The organism is Rhodoferax sp. SPJ4, from assembly GCF_058216275.1.
The window spans coordinates 382,561-398,112 of record NZ_JBYZMN010000002.1 but is presented as its reverse complement, the minus strand read 5'-3'; the positions used below and the strand labels follow the sequence as shown (position 1 = coordinate 398,112).

The window sequence follows — 15,552 nt, the reverse complement described above, 5'->3', positions numbered from 1 at the left end:
CCACAGCCACTGGCCGCTGTGCCTCTGTTGCCAACGCCCCCATGCCCCACCACCCTTCCCCGCTGCCCTGGTTGGAACCAGGGGACGCTTTTCCCGACGTGGCCCAGGCCTGGCCAGCCGATTCGCCGGCCCCCGGCCTGCTGGCGGCGGGCGGCGCGCTGGACGTCCCCAGCCTGTGCGAGGCCTACGCCCAGGGCATCTTCCCGTGGTTTTCAGACGGCCAGCCCATCCTGTGGTGGAGCACCGACCCGCGCATGGTGCTGCCCACCGCCGAGTTCCGGCTGCACCGCTCGCTGCGCCAGCGCATCAAGGCTTTCCAGGCCGACGCCCGTGGCGAGATCCGGATCGACTACGACTTTGCCGCCGTCATCCAGGCCTGCGCCCAGTCCCCGCGCGAGGGCCAGGCAGGCACCTGGATCGTCGACGACATGGTGGCGGCCTACACCGCGCTGCACCGCGCCGGCCATGCCCACAGCGTGGAAACCTGGGTGAATGGGCAACTGGTGGGCGGGCTGTACTGCGTCAACCTGGGCCGGATGGTGTTTGGCGAATCCATGTTCAGCCGGCAGACCGATGCCTCCAAGCTCGCACTGGCGGCGCTGGTGGCGCTGGTGCGGCGCCAGGGCGTGGCGCTGATCGACTGCCAGCAGAACACCCGCCACCTGGCCTCGCTGGGCGCGCGGGAAATCCCCCGCCAGGCCTTTGTGCGGGCGGTGCGCCAGGACTTGGCCCATCCGCCCCCGGTGTGGCGCTTCGAATCGATATACTGGAACGAACTTCTTTCGGCACCGGTGTGACGCACCTCAAGGACCTCCCGCTGCAGACCGTGCAGTTCTATGCCACGGCGCCCTACCCTTGCAGCTATTTGTCGGGCCGACAAGCCCGTTCGCAGGTGGCCACCCCCAGCCACCTGATCAACAACGAGGTCTATTCCAGCCTGCTGGGCGCCGGTTTCCGGCGCAGCGGCATGTTCACCTACCGTCCCTATTGCGACGGCTGTCAGGCCTGCATCCCGCTGCGGGTGCCGGTGAAAACCTTCACCCCTGACCGCAGCCAGCGCCGCGCCTGGGCCAAACACCAGCACCTGCAGGCCCGGGCCCTGCGGCTGTGTTTTGTGCCCGAGCATTACCAGCTTTATCTGCGTTACCAGAACGGCCGCCACTCGGGCGGCGGCATGGACCACGACAGCATCGACCAGTACACCCAGTTCCTGCTGCAGAGCCGGGTCAACTCCCGGCTGGTGGAGTTCCGCGAGCCGGCCGAGGAGGGGCAGCTGGGCACGCTGCGCATGGTCTCCATCGTCGATGTGCTGAACGACGGCATCTCGGCGGTCTACACCTTCTACGACCCCGATGTGGCCGGCAGCTACGGCACCCATGGCGTGTTGTGGCTGATCGAGCAGGCCAGAAAGCTGGGCCTGCCCCATGTCTACCTGGGCTACTGGATCCAGGAAAGCCCCAAGATGGCTTACAAGGCCCGCTTCGCGCCGAACGAGGTCTTGCGCGATGGCCACTGGTGCCCGATGGACAGCCGCTGAGCCCCCCGTCACAGGCCTTTGATGATTTCACAGTGTAAAATCATCGCATGACCCACCTCCCTTTTTGCCGATGAAGAAGGCCGACGGTTCGCCCCCAGCCCGCCCTGCGATCCAGGTGATCGAGCGGATGTTTTCCCTGATGGATGTGCTGGCTTCGCGCGAGGAGCCGATTTCGCTGAAAGAGATCAGCGAAAAGACCGGCCTCCACCCCTCCACCGCCCACCGCATCCTGAACGACCTGACGCTGGGCCGCTATGTCGACCGGCCCGAGGCCGGCAGCTACCGGCTGGGCATGCGGCTGCTGGAACTCGGCAATTTGGTGAAAGCCCGGCTGAACGTGCGCGACGCCGCGCTGGGCCCGATGCGCAACCTGCACAAGCTGATCCAGCAGCCGGTCAACCTCAGCATGCGCCAGGGTGACGAGATCGTCTACATCGAACGGGCTTACAGCGAACGTTCGGGCATGCAGGTGGTGCGCGCCATCGGCGGCCGGGCGCCGCTGCACCTGACCTCGGTGGGCAAGCTGTTTCTGGCGGTGGACGACCCGCAGCGGGTGCGCGCCTACGCCACCCGCACCGGCCTGAGCGGCCACACCAAGAACAGCATCACCCAGCTGCCGGCGCTGGAGCGCGAGTTGTCCAAGGCCCGCCAGTACGGCGTGGCGCGCGACAACGAGGAATTGGAACTGGGGGTGCGCTGCATGGCCGCCGGGGTGTACGACGACCATGGCAAGCTGGTGGCGGGGTTGTCGATTTCGGCGCCGGCCGACCGGCTCGACGAAGGCTGGCTGCCCAAGCTGCAGGCCACCGCCAGCGAGATTTCATCCGCCCTGGGCCACCAGATCGGCCACCCCGACTGAAGCGGCGGGTGCCCGCAGCGAGGCTGCGGTGGCGATCAGCCAGTGACCCGGGGTGGGGCAATCACCCGCACCGGGGCCACATCGTCCTTGTGCAACTCGACCCAGCGGCGTACCCGCTCGGCGTCACCGATGCGGCTGTACTTGCCGATGGAATCCAGAAACACCATGATGAGCTTGCGGCCCGCCACCCGGGCCTGCATCACCAGGCATTGCCCGGCCTCGGAGATGTAGCCGGTTTTCTGCAGGCCAATGTCCCACTGCGGGCTTTTCACCAAACGGTTGGTGTTGTTGAACTGCAAGGTGCGGTGGCCCACCTCGACCTGGTGGCCGGGCGAGGTGCTCAGTTCACGCAGCATGGGGTCGGCCGAGGCCACACTCACCAGCACCGCCAGATCTTGTGCACTCGACTGGTTTTTGCTCGACAAGCCGGTGGGCTCGACGTAGCGGGTGTCCTTCATGTTCAGCGACGCGGCCTTGGCATTCATCATGCCGACAAAGCTGGCCAAGCCGCTCGGATGGGTCCGGCCCAGCGCATGGGCGGCCCGGTTCTCGCTGCTCATCAGCGCCAGGTGCAGCAACTCGCCGCGGCTCAGCGCGGTGCCCACCCGCAGGCGCGAGCGGCTGCCTTTTTCGGTGTCCACATCGTCCTGGGTGATGGTGATCATCTCGTCCATCGGCAGGTTGCTCTCGCTGATGACCAGACCGGTCATCAGCTTGGTGAGCGAGGCGATGGGCAGCACGGCGGAATCGTTCTTGCTGAACAACACCTCGTTGGTGTCCTGGTCCAGCACCAGCACCGAACTGGACTTGAAGTCGAGCGGATCGCGGGTCGCGTGCAAACCGGCCAGCTGGCCAAAGCTGGGCTTGGGAGGCGAGGACACCCGCACCACGGCCGCCCGGCGGGACCCCGTGGCCTGGTGGCCCTTGGCCGTTTTGACCGTGGCCTTGGCCGGCTTTTTCACCGCGCTGCGGGACGCACTGGTCGAGGTCTTTTTCTTGCCCTTGGCCGTGTCGGTGTCAGCGGCATGGGCTGGCATCACAGACAAGGCCGCCACCATCAGCATGCCGCACAAGGCATCAACCCATCGTTTCATAGCACCTTGCATGAAGAGATTCTCCGTGGCGACCTGACTGACTGGCCGGTAACGGAGTGTATCGAATCAAAAAATATCGCGCAAGATCAATCACTTGCGCGATATAGCTCAAGTGGCCGGAATTCCCGTCCCGGCCAGCCCTTTCAGCCCTGGGCCGCCACCCGGTCGGCCTTGCTGTGCAGCTTGTTCAACGCACTCAGGTAGGCCTTGGCTGACGCGACGATGATGTCCGGGTCGGCCCCCACGCCGTTGACCACCCGACCGCTGTTTTGCAGCCGCACCGTGACCTCCCCCTGACTTTCGGTCGAACCGCTGATCGCGTTCACCGAATAAAGCACCATTTCAGCCCCGCTTTTCACATGACTCTCAATGGCTTTCAGCGAAGCGTCGACCGGGCCGTTGCCGTCCGAGGCGCTGCACACCTCCTTGCCGTCGATGGTAAAGACCACCGTGGCCTGGGGCCGCTCGCCGGTTTCGCTGTGCTGTGACAGCGAGACAAAGCCGAACTGCTCCTTCTCCGCCGTCACGCTCTCGTCGCTCACCAGCGCCAGGATGTCTTCGTCAAAAATCTCGCTCTTGCCATCGGCCAACTCCTTGAAGCGGGCGAACGCGGTGTTGACCTCGGCCTCGCTCTCCAATTGGATGCCGAGGTCTTGCAGGCGCTGCTTGAAGGCGTTGCGGCCGCTCAGCTTGCCCAGCACGATCTTGTTGGCGCTCCAGCCCACGTCTTCGGCACGCATGATCTCGTAGGTGTCGCGGGCCTTGAGCACGCCGTCCTGGTGGATGCCCGAGGCATGGGCAAAGGCGTTGGCGCCCACCACCGCCTTGTTGGGCTGGACCACAAAACCGGTGGTCTGGCTGACCATGCGGCTGGCCGCCACGATGTGCTGGGTGTCGATGCCCAGCTCCAGGCCGAAGTAGTCGCGCCGGGTCTTCACCGCCATCACCACCTCTTCGAGCGAACAGTTGCCGGCCCGTTCACCCAGGCCGTTGATGGTGCACTCGATCTGGCGCGCACCGCCGATCTTCACGCCGGCCAGCGAGTTGGCCACCGCCATGCCCAGGTCGTTGTGGCAATGCACCGACCAGATCGCCTTGTCGCTGTTGGGCACGCGTTCGCGCAGCGTCTTGATGAAGTTGCCGTACAGCTCTGGCACGGCATAACCCACGGTGTCGGGCACATTGATGGTGGTGGCGCCCTCAGCGATCACCGCCTCGATGACGCGACAGAGGAAGTCCACGTCGCTGCGGTAGCCGTCTTCGGGGCTGAACTCGACGTCGCCCACCAGGTTTCGGGCGAAGCGCACCGCCTGCTTGGCCTGCTCAAACACCTGGTCGCGTGTCATGCGCAGCTTCTTCTCCATGTGCAACTCGCTGGTGGCGATGAAGGTGTGGATGCGCGATCGCGGCGCCCCCTTCAAGGCCTCGGCGGCACGGGAGATGTCGCGGTCGTTGGCGCGCGACAGCGAGCAGACGGTGGAGTCCTTGATGTGGTTGGCGATCAGCTGCACCGCATCAAAGTCGCCGTTCGAGCTGGCCGCAAAGCCGGCTTCGATCACGTCGACCTTGAGCCGCTCCAGCTGGCGGGCAATGCGCAGCTTCTCGTCCTTGGTCATGGAGGCGCCAGGAGACTGCTCGCCATCGCGCAAGGTGGTGTCGAAAATGATCAATTTGTCAGCCATGTCTTCGCTCCAGTCAACGATTCAGAAACATCCACAACCTGAAAACTCCAAGCCCCAAAGCAAAAGGCCCGCTGCGGATGCATACGGGCCTTGTGGAAAATGTGCGCGTGCGCTACCGGTTCCGCCCGTTCAGACGAAGCAGCAGTAGGGCGAGGGCCATGGTTTTCATGTTTTTGACTTTAGCACAAGATGGGCCCGGGTGGGGCCTGTGCTGAGAACTCGTTGGCGGACCCTGGCTATTTGTGCAGGCCGCGCTCGTCGGGCTCGTCGGTCGAGGTGCTGATGACGCTGGTGGGCTGGCCCTTGAACCGGCGCCAGCCGTAAATCACATAGCCACTGAGGCCGTACAGCACAAACAACCCAAACAGCACGGTGGGCGGGTGGATGTTGATCACCGCAATGCCCAGGGCAATCGCCACGATCACCACAAAGGGCACGCTCTTCTTCATCTTCACGTCCTTGAAGCTGTAGAAAGGCACGTTGGTGACCATGGTCAGCCCGGCGTACAGCGCCAGCACAAACATCGGCCAGGCCACATCGGGACCGCCGATGCCGGACTCGGTCATCAGCCAGATGAAGCCCGCCATCAAGGCCGCGGCGGCCGGGGACGGCAGACCCTGGAAATAACGCTTGTCGACCACGCTGGTGTTGACGTTGAAGCGGGCCAGCCGCAAGGCGGCGCAGGCGCAGTACACAAAGGCGGCGATCCAGCCCCAGCGGCCCAGGCCCTTGAGCGCCCATTCGTAGGCGATCAGCGCCGGCGCGGCGCCGAAGGACACCATGTCGGACAGCGAATCCATCTGCTCGCCAAACGCGCTCTGGGTGTTGGTCATGCGGGCCACACGGCCATCCAGGCTGTCGAGCACCATGGCGCAGAAAATGCCCACGCCGGCCTGGTCAAAGCGGCCGTTCATGGCCATCACCACCGCGTAGAAGCCGCCAAACAGCGCGGCCAGGGTGAACAGGTTGGGCAGGATGTAGATGCCTTTGCGGCGCTTGCGCACCACCAGGCCCTCGTCAGCGGGCGCGCCTGTGTCAGGACTGTCGTACATGAATCAAACCTGTGTCTTGTGTCGAAAGAACCGTCGCCGCGTCCAGAAGGTGCGGCGGGCCCGTGTGTCGCGAGTGTAAGCCCAGCGAAGGCTGATCCACCAACGACAAGGGCCACCGAAGTGGCCCTGGCCGAAGGCGGGAAAGCCTCAGTTGCGGGTCTGGTCAACCAGCTTGTTCTTGGCGATCCAGGGCATCATGGCGCGCAGCTTGGCACCGACCACTTCAATCTGGTGCTCGGCGGTCAGGCGGCGGCGGGCGGTCATGCCGGGGTAGCCGGTGCGGCCTTCCAGGATGAACATCTTGGCGTATTCACCGGTCTGGATGCGCTTGAGCGCGTTGCGCATGGCTTCGCGGCTCTCGGCGTTGATGACCTCGGGGCCAGTCACGTACTCGCCGTACTCGGCATTGTTCGAGATCGAGTAGTTCATGTTGGCGATGCCGCCTTCATAGATCAGGTCGACGATCAGCTTGAGCTCGTGCAGGCACTCGAAATAGGCCATTTCGGGGGCGTAGCCGGCTTCCACCAGGGTCTCGTAACCCATCTTGATCAGTTCCACCGCGCCGCCGCACAACACGGCCTGCTCGCCGAACAGGTCGGTCTCGGTTTCTTCCTTGAAGTTGGTCTCGATGATGCCGGCCTTGCCGCCACCGTTGGCCATGGCGTAGGAGAGTGCCAGGTCACGGGCCTTGCCGGTCTTGTCCTGGTGCACCGCCACCAGGTGGGGCACGCCGCCGCCCTGGGTGTAGGTGTTGCGCACGGTGTGGCCAGGGGCCTTGGGCGCGACCATCCAGACGTCCAGATCGGCACGCGGCACGACCTGGTTGTAGTGCACGTTGAAACCATGGGCGAAGGCCAGCGAAGCGCCTTGCTTGATGTTGGGTTCGACGTTGTTCTTGTAGACGCCGGCGATGTCTTCGTCGGGCAACAGGATCATGACCACGTCAGCGGCCTTGACGGCGTCGTTGACTTCCATCACGTTCAGGCCGGCCTTGCCAACCTTGTCCCACGAGGCGCCACCCTTGCGCAGACCGACCACGACCTTGACGCCGCTGTCGTTCAGGTTTTGCGCGTGCGCATGGCCTTGCGAGCCGTAGCCGATGATGGCAACCGTCTTACCCTTGATCAGGCTCAGGTCACAGTCCTTGTCGTAAAAAACCTTCATGGTCACTCCTGTTGAAATTCGTTGGGGTTGGGGGGATGGGCGCGCTCAGACGCGCAGGATGCGTTCGCCGCGGCCGATGCCGCTGGAGCCGGTGCGAACGGTTTCCAGGATGGCGCTGCGGTCAATGGCTTCCAGGAAAGCGTCGTTCTTGCTCTGGTCGCCGGTGAGTTCGATGGTGTAGCTTTTTTCGGTCACGTCGATGATGCGGCCACGGAAGATGTCGGCCATGCGCTTCATCTCCTCGCGCTCCTTGCCCACCGCACGCACCTTGACCATCATCAGCTCGCGCTCGGTGTAGGCACCTTCGGTCAGGTCGACCACCTTGACCACTTCGATCAGGCGGTTCAGGTGCTTGGTGATCTGCTCGATGACGTCTTCCGACCCATGGGTCTGGATGGTCATGCGTGACAGGCTGGCGTCTTCGGTGGGGGCCACCGTCAGGCTCTCGATGTTGTAACCGCGGGCAGAGAACAGGCCCACCACGCGGGACAAGGCGCCGGGTTCGTTTTCGAGCAAGACAGCAATGATGTGTTTCATGGGTGATTCCTCTTTTCGCCGCCCTCCCCCTGCGCCGGTAAGTGCAGGGCTTGGCGGACAATAGATTCGTCCAAATTAAGTTTTGACAACAAGGTTCGGAACGAACCTTGTCCTGGGGTGTTAGAGGTCTTCGGAGCCCAGCAGCATCTCGGTGATGCCCTTGCCGGCCTTGACCATGGGGAACACGTTCTCGGTGGGGTCGGTGCGGAAGTCCATGAACACGGTGCGGTCCTTGAGCTTGCGGGCCTCGCGCAGCGCCGGCTCCACGTCCTGTGGGCGCTCGATCAGCATGCCCACATGGCCATAGGCCTCGGCCAGCTTGACGAAGTTGGGCAGCGCGTCCATGTAGCTGTGGCTGTAGCGGCCCTCGTAGTCGAGTTCCTGCCACTGGCGCACCATGCCCAGATAGCGGTTGTTCAGCGCCACCACCTTGATCGGGGTGTTGTACTGCAAACAGGTGGACAGCTCCTGGATGCACATCTGCACCGAGCCTTCACCGGTGACGCAGAACACCTCGCTGTCGGGCTTGGCCAGTTTGATGCCCATGGCATAGGGAATGCCCACACCCATGGTGCCCAGGCCACCGGAATTGATCCAGCGGCGCGGCTCGTCGAAGCGGTAGTACTGCGCGGCCCACATCTGGTGCTGGCCCACGTCGGAGGTGATGTAGGTGTCGGCGTCCTTGGTCATGTTCCACAGCGTCTCGACGACGTACTGTGGCTTGATGACTTCCTTGTTGTGGCGGTCGTACTTCAGGCAGTCGCGCTTGCGCCAGCCTTCGATGGTGTCCCACCAGCCGCCCAGCGCGTCGGCATCCGGCTTCAGGCCCGATTCCTTGATCATGCTGATCAGCTCGGTCAGCACGTCCTTGACGTCGCCAACGATGGGGATGTCGACCTTGACCCGCTTGGAAATGCTCGACGGGTCGATGTCGATGTGGATGATCTTGCGGTCGTTCTGGGCGAAGTGCTTGGGGTTGCCGATCACGCGATCGTCAAAACGCGCGCCCACCGCCAGCAGCACGTCGCAGTTCTGCATCGCGTTGTTGGCTTCCACCGTGCCATGCATGCCCAGCATGCCCAGGAACTTGCGGTCCGAGGCCGGGTAGGCGCCCAGGCCCATCAGCGTGTTGGTGCAGGGGTAGCCCAGCATGTCCACCAGCGTGCGCAGCTCGGCCGAGGCATTGCTCAGCAGCACGCCGCCGCCGGTGTAGATGTAGGGCCGCTTGGCGTTCATCAGCAGCTGCAGCGCCTTGCGGATCTGGCCGCCATGGCCCTTGCGCACCGGGCTGTAGGAGCGCATTTCCACGCTTTCGGGGTAGCCGGTGTAAGGCGTCTTGTTGAAGGACACATCCTTGGGGATGTCCACCACCACCGGGCCGGGCCGGCCGGTGCGGGCAATGTGGAAGGCCTTTTTCATCGTCTCGGCCATGTCGCGCACATCCTTCACCAGGAAGTTGTGCTTGACGATGGGCCGGGTGATGCCCACGGTGTCGCATTCCTGGAACGCGTCCAGGCCGATCGCGTGGGTCGGCACCTGCCCGGTGATGATCACCATGGGAATGCTGTCCATGTAGGCGGTGGCGATGCCGGTGATGGCATTGGTCACGCCGGGGCCGGAGGTCACCAGCGCCACGCCCACATCGCCGGTGGCGCGGGCATAGCCGTCGGCCGCGTGCACTGCGGCCTGCTCGTGGCGCACCAGCACGTGCTGGATGGTGTCCTGCTTGTAGAACGCGTCGTAGATGTGCAACACCGCACCACCGGGGTAGCCCCAGATGTACTTGACGTTCTCGGCCTGCAAGGCCTTGATGAGGATTTCGGCACCGCGCAGCTCGGGAGCGGCTTGGCCAGACGCCGCCGCAGCGGACGCGATTTCAGCTTTGGACATTTCCATGATGAACCTTTGTGAATTTCTCTGACGAAAAACCTTGGGTGCTTCTCTGCAAACCCTTGTGGGGACGCATCGAAACTTGAGGCCACAAGCCATGGGCAGCACTGAAGCGCTGCCGGGCGGTGACCCGTTTGCCGTTTGATTTGAGGCCAGCATTATCGCACCAAGCCGGGGCTGCGCCCGTTTTGGGGCGGCCTGGAGGCCAAAATGCCATAATCGCGGGCTGAACAGGGCCTTGGCGCGACGGCCCCGCCCTGCGCCCACCCCGACCCTGCGGTCCCACCGACACCTCTGCTCTCTTGGCCACCGAACGAGAACTCTCAGAATTCCTGAAAAGCGTTGAAAAGCGGGCCTTCAAGCGGGCGCTTTACAACGTCAGAGACGAGGAAGCCGCGCTGGACATCGTGCAGGACAGCATGATGAAACTGGCCGAGCACTATGGCGACCGGCCACTGGCCGAACTGCCCATGCTGTTCCAGCGCATCCTGTCGAACTGCGTGCTGGACTGGTTCCGACGCCGCAAAACCCGCAATGCGCTGTTCTCCAACCTGAGTGACTTCGAGTCGGCTGGCGAAGACGGCGATTTCGACCTTTTGGAAACTTTGGAGGTGCTGGACGACACCAACGCCTCCGAAAGTGCCGAAAACACCTTGCAACGGGCTCAGATCTTGCGAGAGATCGAGGGAGCGATCGAGAAATTGCCTGGCCGTCAACGGGAAGCCTTTCTCATGCGTTACTGGGAGGAAATGGACGTTGCCGAGACAGCCTCTGCCATGGGGTGTTCGGAAGGCAGCGTCAAAACCCATTGTTCGCGTGCGGTTCACGCTCTCAGTCAGGCGCTGAAAGCCAAAGGGATTCGACTATGACTTACACGCTTCAACACAAGGTTGAGATTCTTCAAAACCGCTTCGGTGTCAAGCTGGCGGCGCAGTTGTCTGCCAGCGCCAACGAGTTGCCCTATGACATTTCCGAGCGTCTGCGGGCGGCCCGCATGCAAGCCATGGGCAAACGCAAGCTGGCCGTCGCCAAGACGGCGCCGGTGATGTTGTCGTCCGGCGGCGCTGCCGTGCTCGGTTTTGGTGACGAAGGCTGGAACCTGTGGAGCAAGCTGGCCTCGGCCCTGCCCCTGATTGCACTGGCCGTGGGCCTGGTGGCGATCAACATGGTGCAGGACGACAACCGTGCCAGTGAAGTGGCCGAGGTCGATGTCGCCATCCTGACCGACAACCTGCCGCCGTCGGCCTACACCGACCCCGGTTTTCTGCAGTTTCTGCGCGTTGGCGCCGAAGCCCCTCAGTCCAATTCGGCCGAATAAGCGGCAGGCACAGGGCCATTGGTGTTGACCCCGGCGATCCGTTCATCGCAAACTTGGTGTCGGCGGCTGTCTGTGCTGGCCCTGGTGGCCAGCTCCGTCACGGGCACCTTCGTGGCCGTGGCCCAAACCGAAGCCCCGGCAAAAAAAACCACCGAAGCCCGCGCCGTGGCCGGTCGCGGCCAGGCGGTGGTGGCCTCCGGCCCGCTGTGGAAAGACCTGAGCCAGCAGCAGCAAGTCGCGTTGGCCCCGCTGTCCTTGACCTGGGACAGCCTGGACGACCCGCGCAAACGCAAATGGCTGGCCATGGCCAAGAACTACCCCAAACTGTCGCCCACCGAGCAGATCAAAATGCAGGAGCGGATGACCGAATGGACCGAGTTGAGCGCCCAGCAGCGCATCCGGGCCCGGCTGAACTTTGCCGAAACCAAAGAACTCACCCCAGAGCAAAAAGAAGAGCGCTGGCTGGCCTACCAGGCCCTGAGCAGGGAAGAAAAAATGGCGCTGGCCAAGGGTGCGGCCAAGGCGCCCACCGGGGCGGCGCCTGCGGTCAAACCCGTGCCGCACAACCGTTTGGCCACCCTCCCGGCGGGCCGTACGACCGGCAGTGGTGCCGCCTTGGCCACGCCCGCGCAGGGGCCGCATGTGCTGAGTTCGGCTTCTGCACCCAAAATCAACCGCCACACCCTGCTGCCCAAACTGCCGGCCACGTCGGAAGCAAAACAACCTTGAGCGGGCCGCCGGGGCAACCCCGCCCCGGCCGAGAAGCCCACGGGGCGCCACGTAGAATCGGGGCCCCATGCTTGCCACCCCCTCCCCATTGACTGCCGTGCCGGCCACCGGCCTGGACACCCCCCCTCTGCGCCGCCGCATGGCCTGCTGGCTGTACGAAGGCATGCTGATGTTCGGCGTGGTGTTTGTCGCCGGCTACCTCTTCGGCGCCCTGAGCCAGACACGCAACGCGCTCGACAATCGCCATGCGCTGCAGGGCTTTCTGTTCATCATTTTTGGCATCTACTTCACCTGGTTCTGGGCCAAAGGCCAGACCCTGGCCATGAAAACCTGGAACATCCGCGTCGTCACCACCGCCGGCGCACCGCTGAGCCAGCCCCGGGCACTGCTGCGCTACCTGCTGAGCTGGCTGTGGTTTCTGCCGCCATTGGCGGCCCTCGCCCCGTTTGCCCTGTCTGCGGGCGAATCGGCGGTGCTGGTGCTGGGCTGGGTGGCGGTGTATGGGCTGCTGAGCCGTTTCCAGCCACAGCGCCAGTTCTGGCATGACGCCCTGGCCGGCACCCGGCTGGTCACCTCTTTGCCTTTGAGCCGATGACGCCCCCGAACGGCACCGGCTGGGACGCCAACCCCCAGAAAAGCCGCACCGGTTTGGACCGCATCCGCCACGCCACCGGCTACTCCATCGCCGGCCTGAAGGCGGGCTGGGGCGAAACCGCCTTCCGCCAGGAAGCGTCGGTGGCGCTGGTCATGGTGCCGCTGGCCTTCTGGCTGGGCCGCAGTTGGGTGGAGGTGGCGTTGCTGGCCGGCTCGGTGGTCGCGGTGATGGTGGTGGAGTTGCTCAACACCGGCATAGAAACCGCCATCGACCGGATTGGCCCCGAATGGCACGATCTGTCCAAGCGTGCCAAGGACATGGGCAGCGCGGCGGTGCTGCTGAGCCTGTTGTTGTGCAGTGCCATCTGGCTGGCCGCGCTGTTCACCCGGTTGCTGCCGTGAGGACCAAATTCACCGTCTGTGTGTATTGCGGCTCGCGCGATGGCGTCGACCCGCAGTTTGCCGAGGCCGCCCAGCAGGTGGGCCGCTGGGTGGGGGAGAACGGCGGCGAATTGGTTTATGGCGGTGGCCGCATGGGCCTGATGGGTGTGGTGGCCGACGCCGCGCTGCAAGCGGGTGCCCATGTCACCGGCATCATTCCCAGTGCCATGGTCCAGCGTGAATGGGGCCACCAGGGCTGCTCGGAGCTGCTGGTGGTGGACACCATGCACGAACGCAAGCGGCTGATGGCCGAAAAAGCCGACGTGTTTCTGGCGCTGGCCGGCGGCATTGGCACGCTGGAAGAGTTTTTCGAGGCCTGGACATGGCGCCAGCTGGGCTACCACGACAAACCCATCGGCCTGCTCAACACCGGGGGCTATTACGACGGCCTGCTGGACTTTCTGGGCCGCACGGTGGCCCAGGATTTCATGGGCAGCTGGCAGATGGATTTGATCCGCTCGGGGGATTCGGCGGCCGAGTTGCTGACCGACTTGCTGCAGGCTGCCCACATGGCCGCCGCACCCCAGCTCACCGGACTTTGAGCCGGGGCACCGCCCCCGCGGGGGTGGCAGGCTTAAACGGCGGTTTCGTCCTGCTCGCCAGTGCGGATGCGAATCACCCGTTCGACGCTGGTGATGAAAATCTTGCCGTCACCGATCTTGCCGGTGCGGGCGGCGCGGATGATGGCTTCCACACAGCGCTCGACGTCCTCGTCTTTCACCACCACCTCGACCTTGACCTTGGGCAGGAAGTCGACCACGTACTCGGCACCGCGGTACAGCTCGGTGTGGCCCTTTTGCCGGCCAAAGCCCTTGACCTCGGTCACCGTCAGGCCGGTCACGCCGCAATCCGCCAGTGCTTCGCGCACTTCTTCCAGCTTGAAGGGTTTGATGATGGCGGTGATCTGTTTCATGCGATGGTTTCCAGAAAGGGGGCGTCTCAAGCGCGGAATTTATTGGTAATAGGATAACGCCAATCCTTGCCGAAGCTCCGGTGCGTCACGCGAATCCCAATCGGTGCCTGGCGCCGTTTGTACTCGTTGATGCGGATCAGCCGGGTCACCCGCTCCACCACCGCCCGCTCAAAGCCGGCGGCGACGATCTCGTCCAGACCCTGGTCGTTTTCCATGAAGCGCTCCAGGATGGCGTCCAGCACCTCGTAGGGCGGCAGGCTGTCCTGGTCGGTCTGGTCGGGCCGCAGCTCGGCGCTGGGCGGGCGAGTGATGATGCGCTCGGGAATGGGTGCGGCGCCCGTCCCACAGGGATCGTGGGCATTGCGCCAGCGGGCCAGCCGGAACACCGTGGTCTTGGCCAGGTCCTTGATGACGGCAAAGCCGCCCGCCATGTCGCCGTACAACGTGCAGTAGCCGGTGGCCATCTCGCTCTTGTTGCCGGTGGTCAGCACGATGCTGCCGAACTTGTTGGACAAGGCCATCAGCAGCGTGCCGCGGATGCGGGCCTGGATGTTCTCCTCGGTCGTGTCCTCGGCCAGGCCGGCAAACTCGCCCGCCAGCGAGGCTTTGAAGGCCTCGAATTCCGGCACGATGGAAATCTCGTCGTAGCGCACCCCCAGCCGGCCCGCCATCTCGCGGGCGTCGATCCAGCTGATGTCGGCGGTGTAGGGCGAGGGCATCATCACCGTGCGCACGCGGTCCCGGCCCAGCGCGTCCACCGCCACGGCCAGCACCAGCGCCGAGTCGATGCCGCCCGACAGGCCCAGCAGCACGCCGGGAAAGCCGTTCTTGTCCACGTAGTCGCGCACGCCCAGCACCAGCGCGTCCCACAAATCCGCGTCCTGGCTGCGCTCCGGGGCCATCTCGGCCACCAGGTTCAGCCCGTTGGCCACCGGTTCCACAAAGACCTCGAACAAGGCCTCGGCAAAGCTGGGTGCACGGCCCGCCAGCGCACCGTCGGCATTCAGCGCAAAAGAATGTCCCTCGAACACCACCTCGTCCTGGCCACCCACCAAATGGGCATAGACCAGCGGCAGGCCACAGGCCAGGGCCCGCTCGCGCATGGTGTTTTCGCGCTCGTCGCCCTTGCCCACATGGAAGGGCGAGGCGTTGATGACCGCCAGCAGCTCGGCCCCGGCCTCCTTGGCCAGCCAGGCCGGCGCCTCGAACCAGGCGTCTTCGCAGATCAGCAGGCCCACCTGCACACCGCCCACCTCGAACACACAGACGCCGTCGCCCGGTGTGAAATAGCGCCGCTCGTCGAACACCTGGTAGTTGGGCAGCTCGCGTTTGGCATAAACGCCGATCACCTCACCCTCGCGCAACACGCTGGCGGCATTGAAGCGCCGCGGCACCGCCACCGAGCGGGTGCGCTGGTCATGGCCGGTGGGATGTCCCACCACCACCGTCAGGCCTTTCAGGTCGGCCAAGGCCAGGGCCACGGTTTTCACGGCATCATCACAGGCGGCAATGAAGGCCGGGCGCAGAAACAGGTCTTCGGCCGCGTAGCCGCAGATCGACAGCTCGGGCGTCAGCAGCAGCTGGGCGCCTTGGGCGTGGGCGGTTCGGGCCGCTGCGATGATTTTTTGCGCATTGCCCGTGAGGTCGCCCACGCAGAAGTTAAGCTGGGCCACGCAAATTTTGAGCGTCATGAACGGGGACTGGGGTCAGTGGAAAACGATGCAATTGATTATGTCATCCGG

At 64.3% G+C, this 15,552-nt stretch carries 17 protein-coding genes; 9 read left to right on the top strand and 8 right to left on the bottom strand.

Features of this window, described 5'->3' with window-relative positions; translation table 11 throughout:
* The first annotated feature begins 41 nt into the window (after positions 1–41).
* From aat to AC4BAR_RS09315, 3 genes are all read left to right on the top strand, one after another.
* The gene (aat, locus tag AC4BAR_RS09325) at positions 42–797 is read left to right on the top strand and encodes a leucyl/phenylalanyl-tRNA--protein transferase (protein ID WP_490627579.1); all 756 of its coding nucleotides are present in this window, start codon (positions 42–44) and stop codon (positions 795–797) included.
* Complete coding sequence (locus AC4BAR_RS09320; protein WP_490627578.1) at positions 794–1,537, top strand: arginyltransferase; 744 nt, start codon at positions 794–796, stop codon at positions 1,535–1,537. The genes aat and AC4BAR_RS09320 overlap by 4 nt, the downstream gene beginning before the upstream one ends.
* Positions 1,538–1,607: 70 nt before the next feature.
* Positions 1,608–2,396 carry an IclR family transcriptional regulator gene (locus tag AC4BAR_RS09315; RefSeq protein WP_490627577.1) on the top strand — a complete coding sequence of 263 codons (789 nt, stop codon included), beginning with the start codon at positions 1,608–1,610 and terminating at the stop codon, positions 2,394–2,396.
* Positions 2,397–2,431: 35 nt separating this feature from the next.
* On the opposite strand, the gene AC4BAR_RS09310 is transcribed toward AC4BAR_RS09315, so the two are convergent.
* The 6 genes from AC4BAR_RS09310 to AC4BAR_RS09285 all read right to left on the bottom strand — a co-directional run bounded on the left by AC4BAR_RS09310 (position 2,432) and on the right by AC4BAR_RS09285 (position 9,821).
* The gene (locus tag AC4BAR_RS09310; protein ID WP_490627576.1) at positions 2,432–3,490 is read right to left on the bottom strand and encodes a serine hydrolase; all 1,059 of its coding nucleotides are present in this window, start codon (positions 3,488–3,490) and stop codon (positions 2,432–2,434) included.
* A gap of 143 nt (positions 3,491–3,633) precedes the next feature.
* Entirely contained in the window at positions 3,634–5,172 is a 1,539-nt protein-coding gene (locus AC4BAR_RS09305; RefSeq protein WP_490627575.1) for a 2-isopropylmalate synthase, read from the bottom strand.
* A 236-nt stretch (positions 5,173–5,408) separates the two neighbouring features.
* Positions 5,409–6,224, bottom strand: coding sequence for a CDP-diacylglycerol--serine O-phosphatidyltransferase (gene pssA / locus AC4BAR_RS09300; RefSeq protein WP_490627574.1), 816 nt, complete (start codon positions 6,222–6,224; stop codon positions 5,409–5,411).
* Positions 6,225–6,371: 147 nt separating this feature from the next.
* Entirely contained in the window at positions 6,372–7,388 is a 1,017-nt protein-coding gene (gene ilvC / locus AC4BAR_RS09295) for a ketol-acid reductoisomerase (RefSeq protein ID WP_490627573.1), read from the bottom strand.
* A 45-nt stretch (positions 7,389–7,433) separates the two neighbouring features.
* Complete coding sequence (ilvN, locus tag AC4BAR_RS09290) at positions 7,434–7,925, bottom strand: acetolactate synthase small subunit (RefSeq protein WP_490627572.1); 492 nt, start codon at positions 7,923–7,925, stop codon at positions 7,434–7,436.
* Positions 7,926–8,045: 120 nt separating this feature from the next.
* On the bottom strand, positions 8,046–9,821 hold the full coding sequence (locus tag AC4BAR_RS09285) for an acetolactate synthase 3 catalytic subunit (RefSeq protein WP_490627571.1): 1,776 nt from the start codon (positions 9,819–9,821) through the stop codon (positions 8,046–8,048).
* Between the two features lie 296 nt (positions 9,822–10,117).
* On the opposite strand from AC4BAR_RS09285, the gene AC4BAR_RS09280 reads away from it, so the two are divergent.
* The 6 genes from AC4BAR_RS09280 to AC4BAR_RS09255 all read left to right on the top strand — a co-directional run bounded on the left by AC4BAR_RS09280 (position 10,118) and on the right by AC4BAR_RS09255 (position 13,439).
* Positions 10,118–10,684 carry an RNA polymerase sigma factor gene (locus AC4BAR_RS09280; RefSeq protein WP_490627570.1) on the top strand — a complete coding sequence of 189 codons (567 nt, stop codon included), beginning with the start codon at positions 10,118–10,120 and terminating at the stop codon, positions 10,682–10,684.
* Positions 10,681–11,133 (top strand): DUF3619 family protein, encoded by a 453-nt coding sequence (locus tag AC4BAR_RS09275; RefSeq protein ID WP_490627569.1) that lies wholly within the window; start codon positions 10,681–10,683, stop codon positions 11,131–11,133. Before AC4BAR_RS09280 ends, AC4BAR_RS09275 begins: the two co-directional genes overlap by 4 nt.
* Before the next feature lie 84 nt (positions 11,134–11,217).
* Complete coding sequence (locus AC4BAR_RS09270) at positions 11,218–11,862, top strand: DUF3106 domain-containing protein (protein ID WP_490627568.1); 645 nt, start codon at positions 11,218–11,220, stop codon at positions 11,860–11,862.
* 67 nt (positions 11,863–11,929) lie between these two features.
* Positions 11,930–12,457: an RDD family protein gene (locus AC4BAR_RS09265; protein ID WP_490627567.1), complete on the top strand. Its 528-nt coding sequence runs from the start codon at positions 11,930–11,932 to the stop codon at positions 12,455–12,457.
* A complete protein-coding gene (locus AC4BAR_RS09260) occupies positions 12,454–12,858 on the top strand; it encodes a diacylglycerol kinase (RefSeq protein ID WP_490627566.1) in 405 nt (134 codons plus the stop codon). Before AC4BAR_RS09265 ends, AC4BAR_RS09260 begins: the two co-directional genes overlap by 4 nt.
* Positions 12,855–13,439, top strand: a complete 585-nt coding sequence (locus AC4BAR_RS09255) for an LOG family protein (protein ID WP_490627565.1) — start codon at positions 12,855–12,857, stop codon at positions 13,437–13,439. The genes AC4BAR_RS09260 and AC4BAR_RS09255 overlap by 4 nt, the downstream gene beginning before the upstream one ends.
* A 32-nt stretch (positions 13,440–13,471) precedes the next feature.
* Here AC4BAR_RS09255 and AC4BAR_RS09250 read toward each other — a convergent pair whose 3' ends face one another.
* Together AC4BAR_RS09250 and AC4BAR_RS09245 are read right to left on the bottom strand one after the other, a co-directional pair.
* On the bottom strand, positions 13,472–13,810 hold the full coding sequence (locus tag AC4BAR_RS09250; protein ID WP_490627564.1) for a P-II family nitrogen regulator: 339 nt from the start codon (positions 13,808–13,810) through the stop codon (positions 13,472–13,474).
* Positions 13,811–13,836: 26 nt separating this feature from the next.
* Positions 13,837–15,501 carry an NAD+ synthase gene (locus AC4BAR_RS09245; RefSeq protein WP_490627563.1) on the bottom strand — a complete coding sequence of 555 codons (1,665 nt, stop codon included), beginning with the start codon at positions 15,499–15,501 and terminating at the stop codon, positions 13,837–13,839.
* Positions 15,502–15,552 lie beyond the last annotated feature (51 nt).

Coding starts and splice junctions, on each gene's coding strand:
- AC4BAR_RS09285 (WP_490627571.1), bottom strand. CDS start 9,821: ATGGAAATGTCCAAAGCTGAAATCGCGTCCGCTGCGGCGGCGTCTGGC.
- AC4BAR_RS09310 (WP_490627576.1), bottom strand. CDS start 3,490: ATGAAACGATGGGTTGATGCCTTGTGCGGCATGCTGATGGTGGCGGCC.
- AC4BAR_RS09245 (WP_490627563.1), bottom strand. CDS start 15,501: ATGACGCTCAAAATTTGCGTGGCCCAGCTTAACTTCTGCGTGGGCGAC.
- AC4BAR_RS09265 (WP_490627567.1), top strand. CDS start 11,930: ATGCTTGCCACCCCCTCCCCATTGACTGCCGTGCCGGCCACCGGCCTG.
- AC4BAR_RS09250 (WP_490627564.1), bottom strand. CDS start 13,810: ATGAAACAGATCACCGCCATCATCAAACCCTTCAAGCTGGAAGAAGTG.
- AC4BAR_RS09315 (WP_490627577.1), top strand. CDS start 1,608: ATGAAGAAGGCCGACGGTTCGCCCCCAGCCCGCCCTGCGATCCAGGTG.
- aat (WP_490627579.1), top strand. CDS start 42: ATGCCCCACCACCCTTCCCCGCTGCCCTGGTTGGAACCAGGGGACGCT.
- ilvN (WP_490627572.1), bottom strand. CDS start 7,925: ATGAAACACATCATTGCTGTCTTGCTCGAAAACGAACCCGGCGCCTTG.
- AC4BAR_RS09260 (WP_490627566.1), top strand. CDS start 12,454: ATGACGCCCCCGAACGGCACCGGCTGGGACGCCAACCCCCAGAAAAGC.
- AC4BAR_RS09305 (WP_490627575.1), bottom strand. CDS start 5,172: ATGGCTGACAAATTGATCATTTTCGACACCACCTTGCGCGATGGCGAG.
- AC4BAR_RS09275 (WP_490627569.1), top strand. CDS start 10,681: ATGACTTACACGCTTCAACACAAGGTTGAGATTCTTCAAAACCGCTTC.
- pssA (WP_490627574.1), bottom strand. CDS start 6,224: ATGTACGACAGTCCTGACACAGGCGCGCCCGCTGACGAGGGCCTGGTG.
- ilvC (WP_490627573.1), bottom strand. CDS start 7,388: ATGAAGGTTTTTTACGACAAGGACTGTGACCTGAGCCTGATCAAGGGT.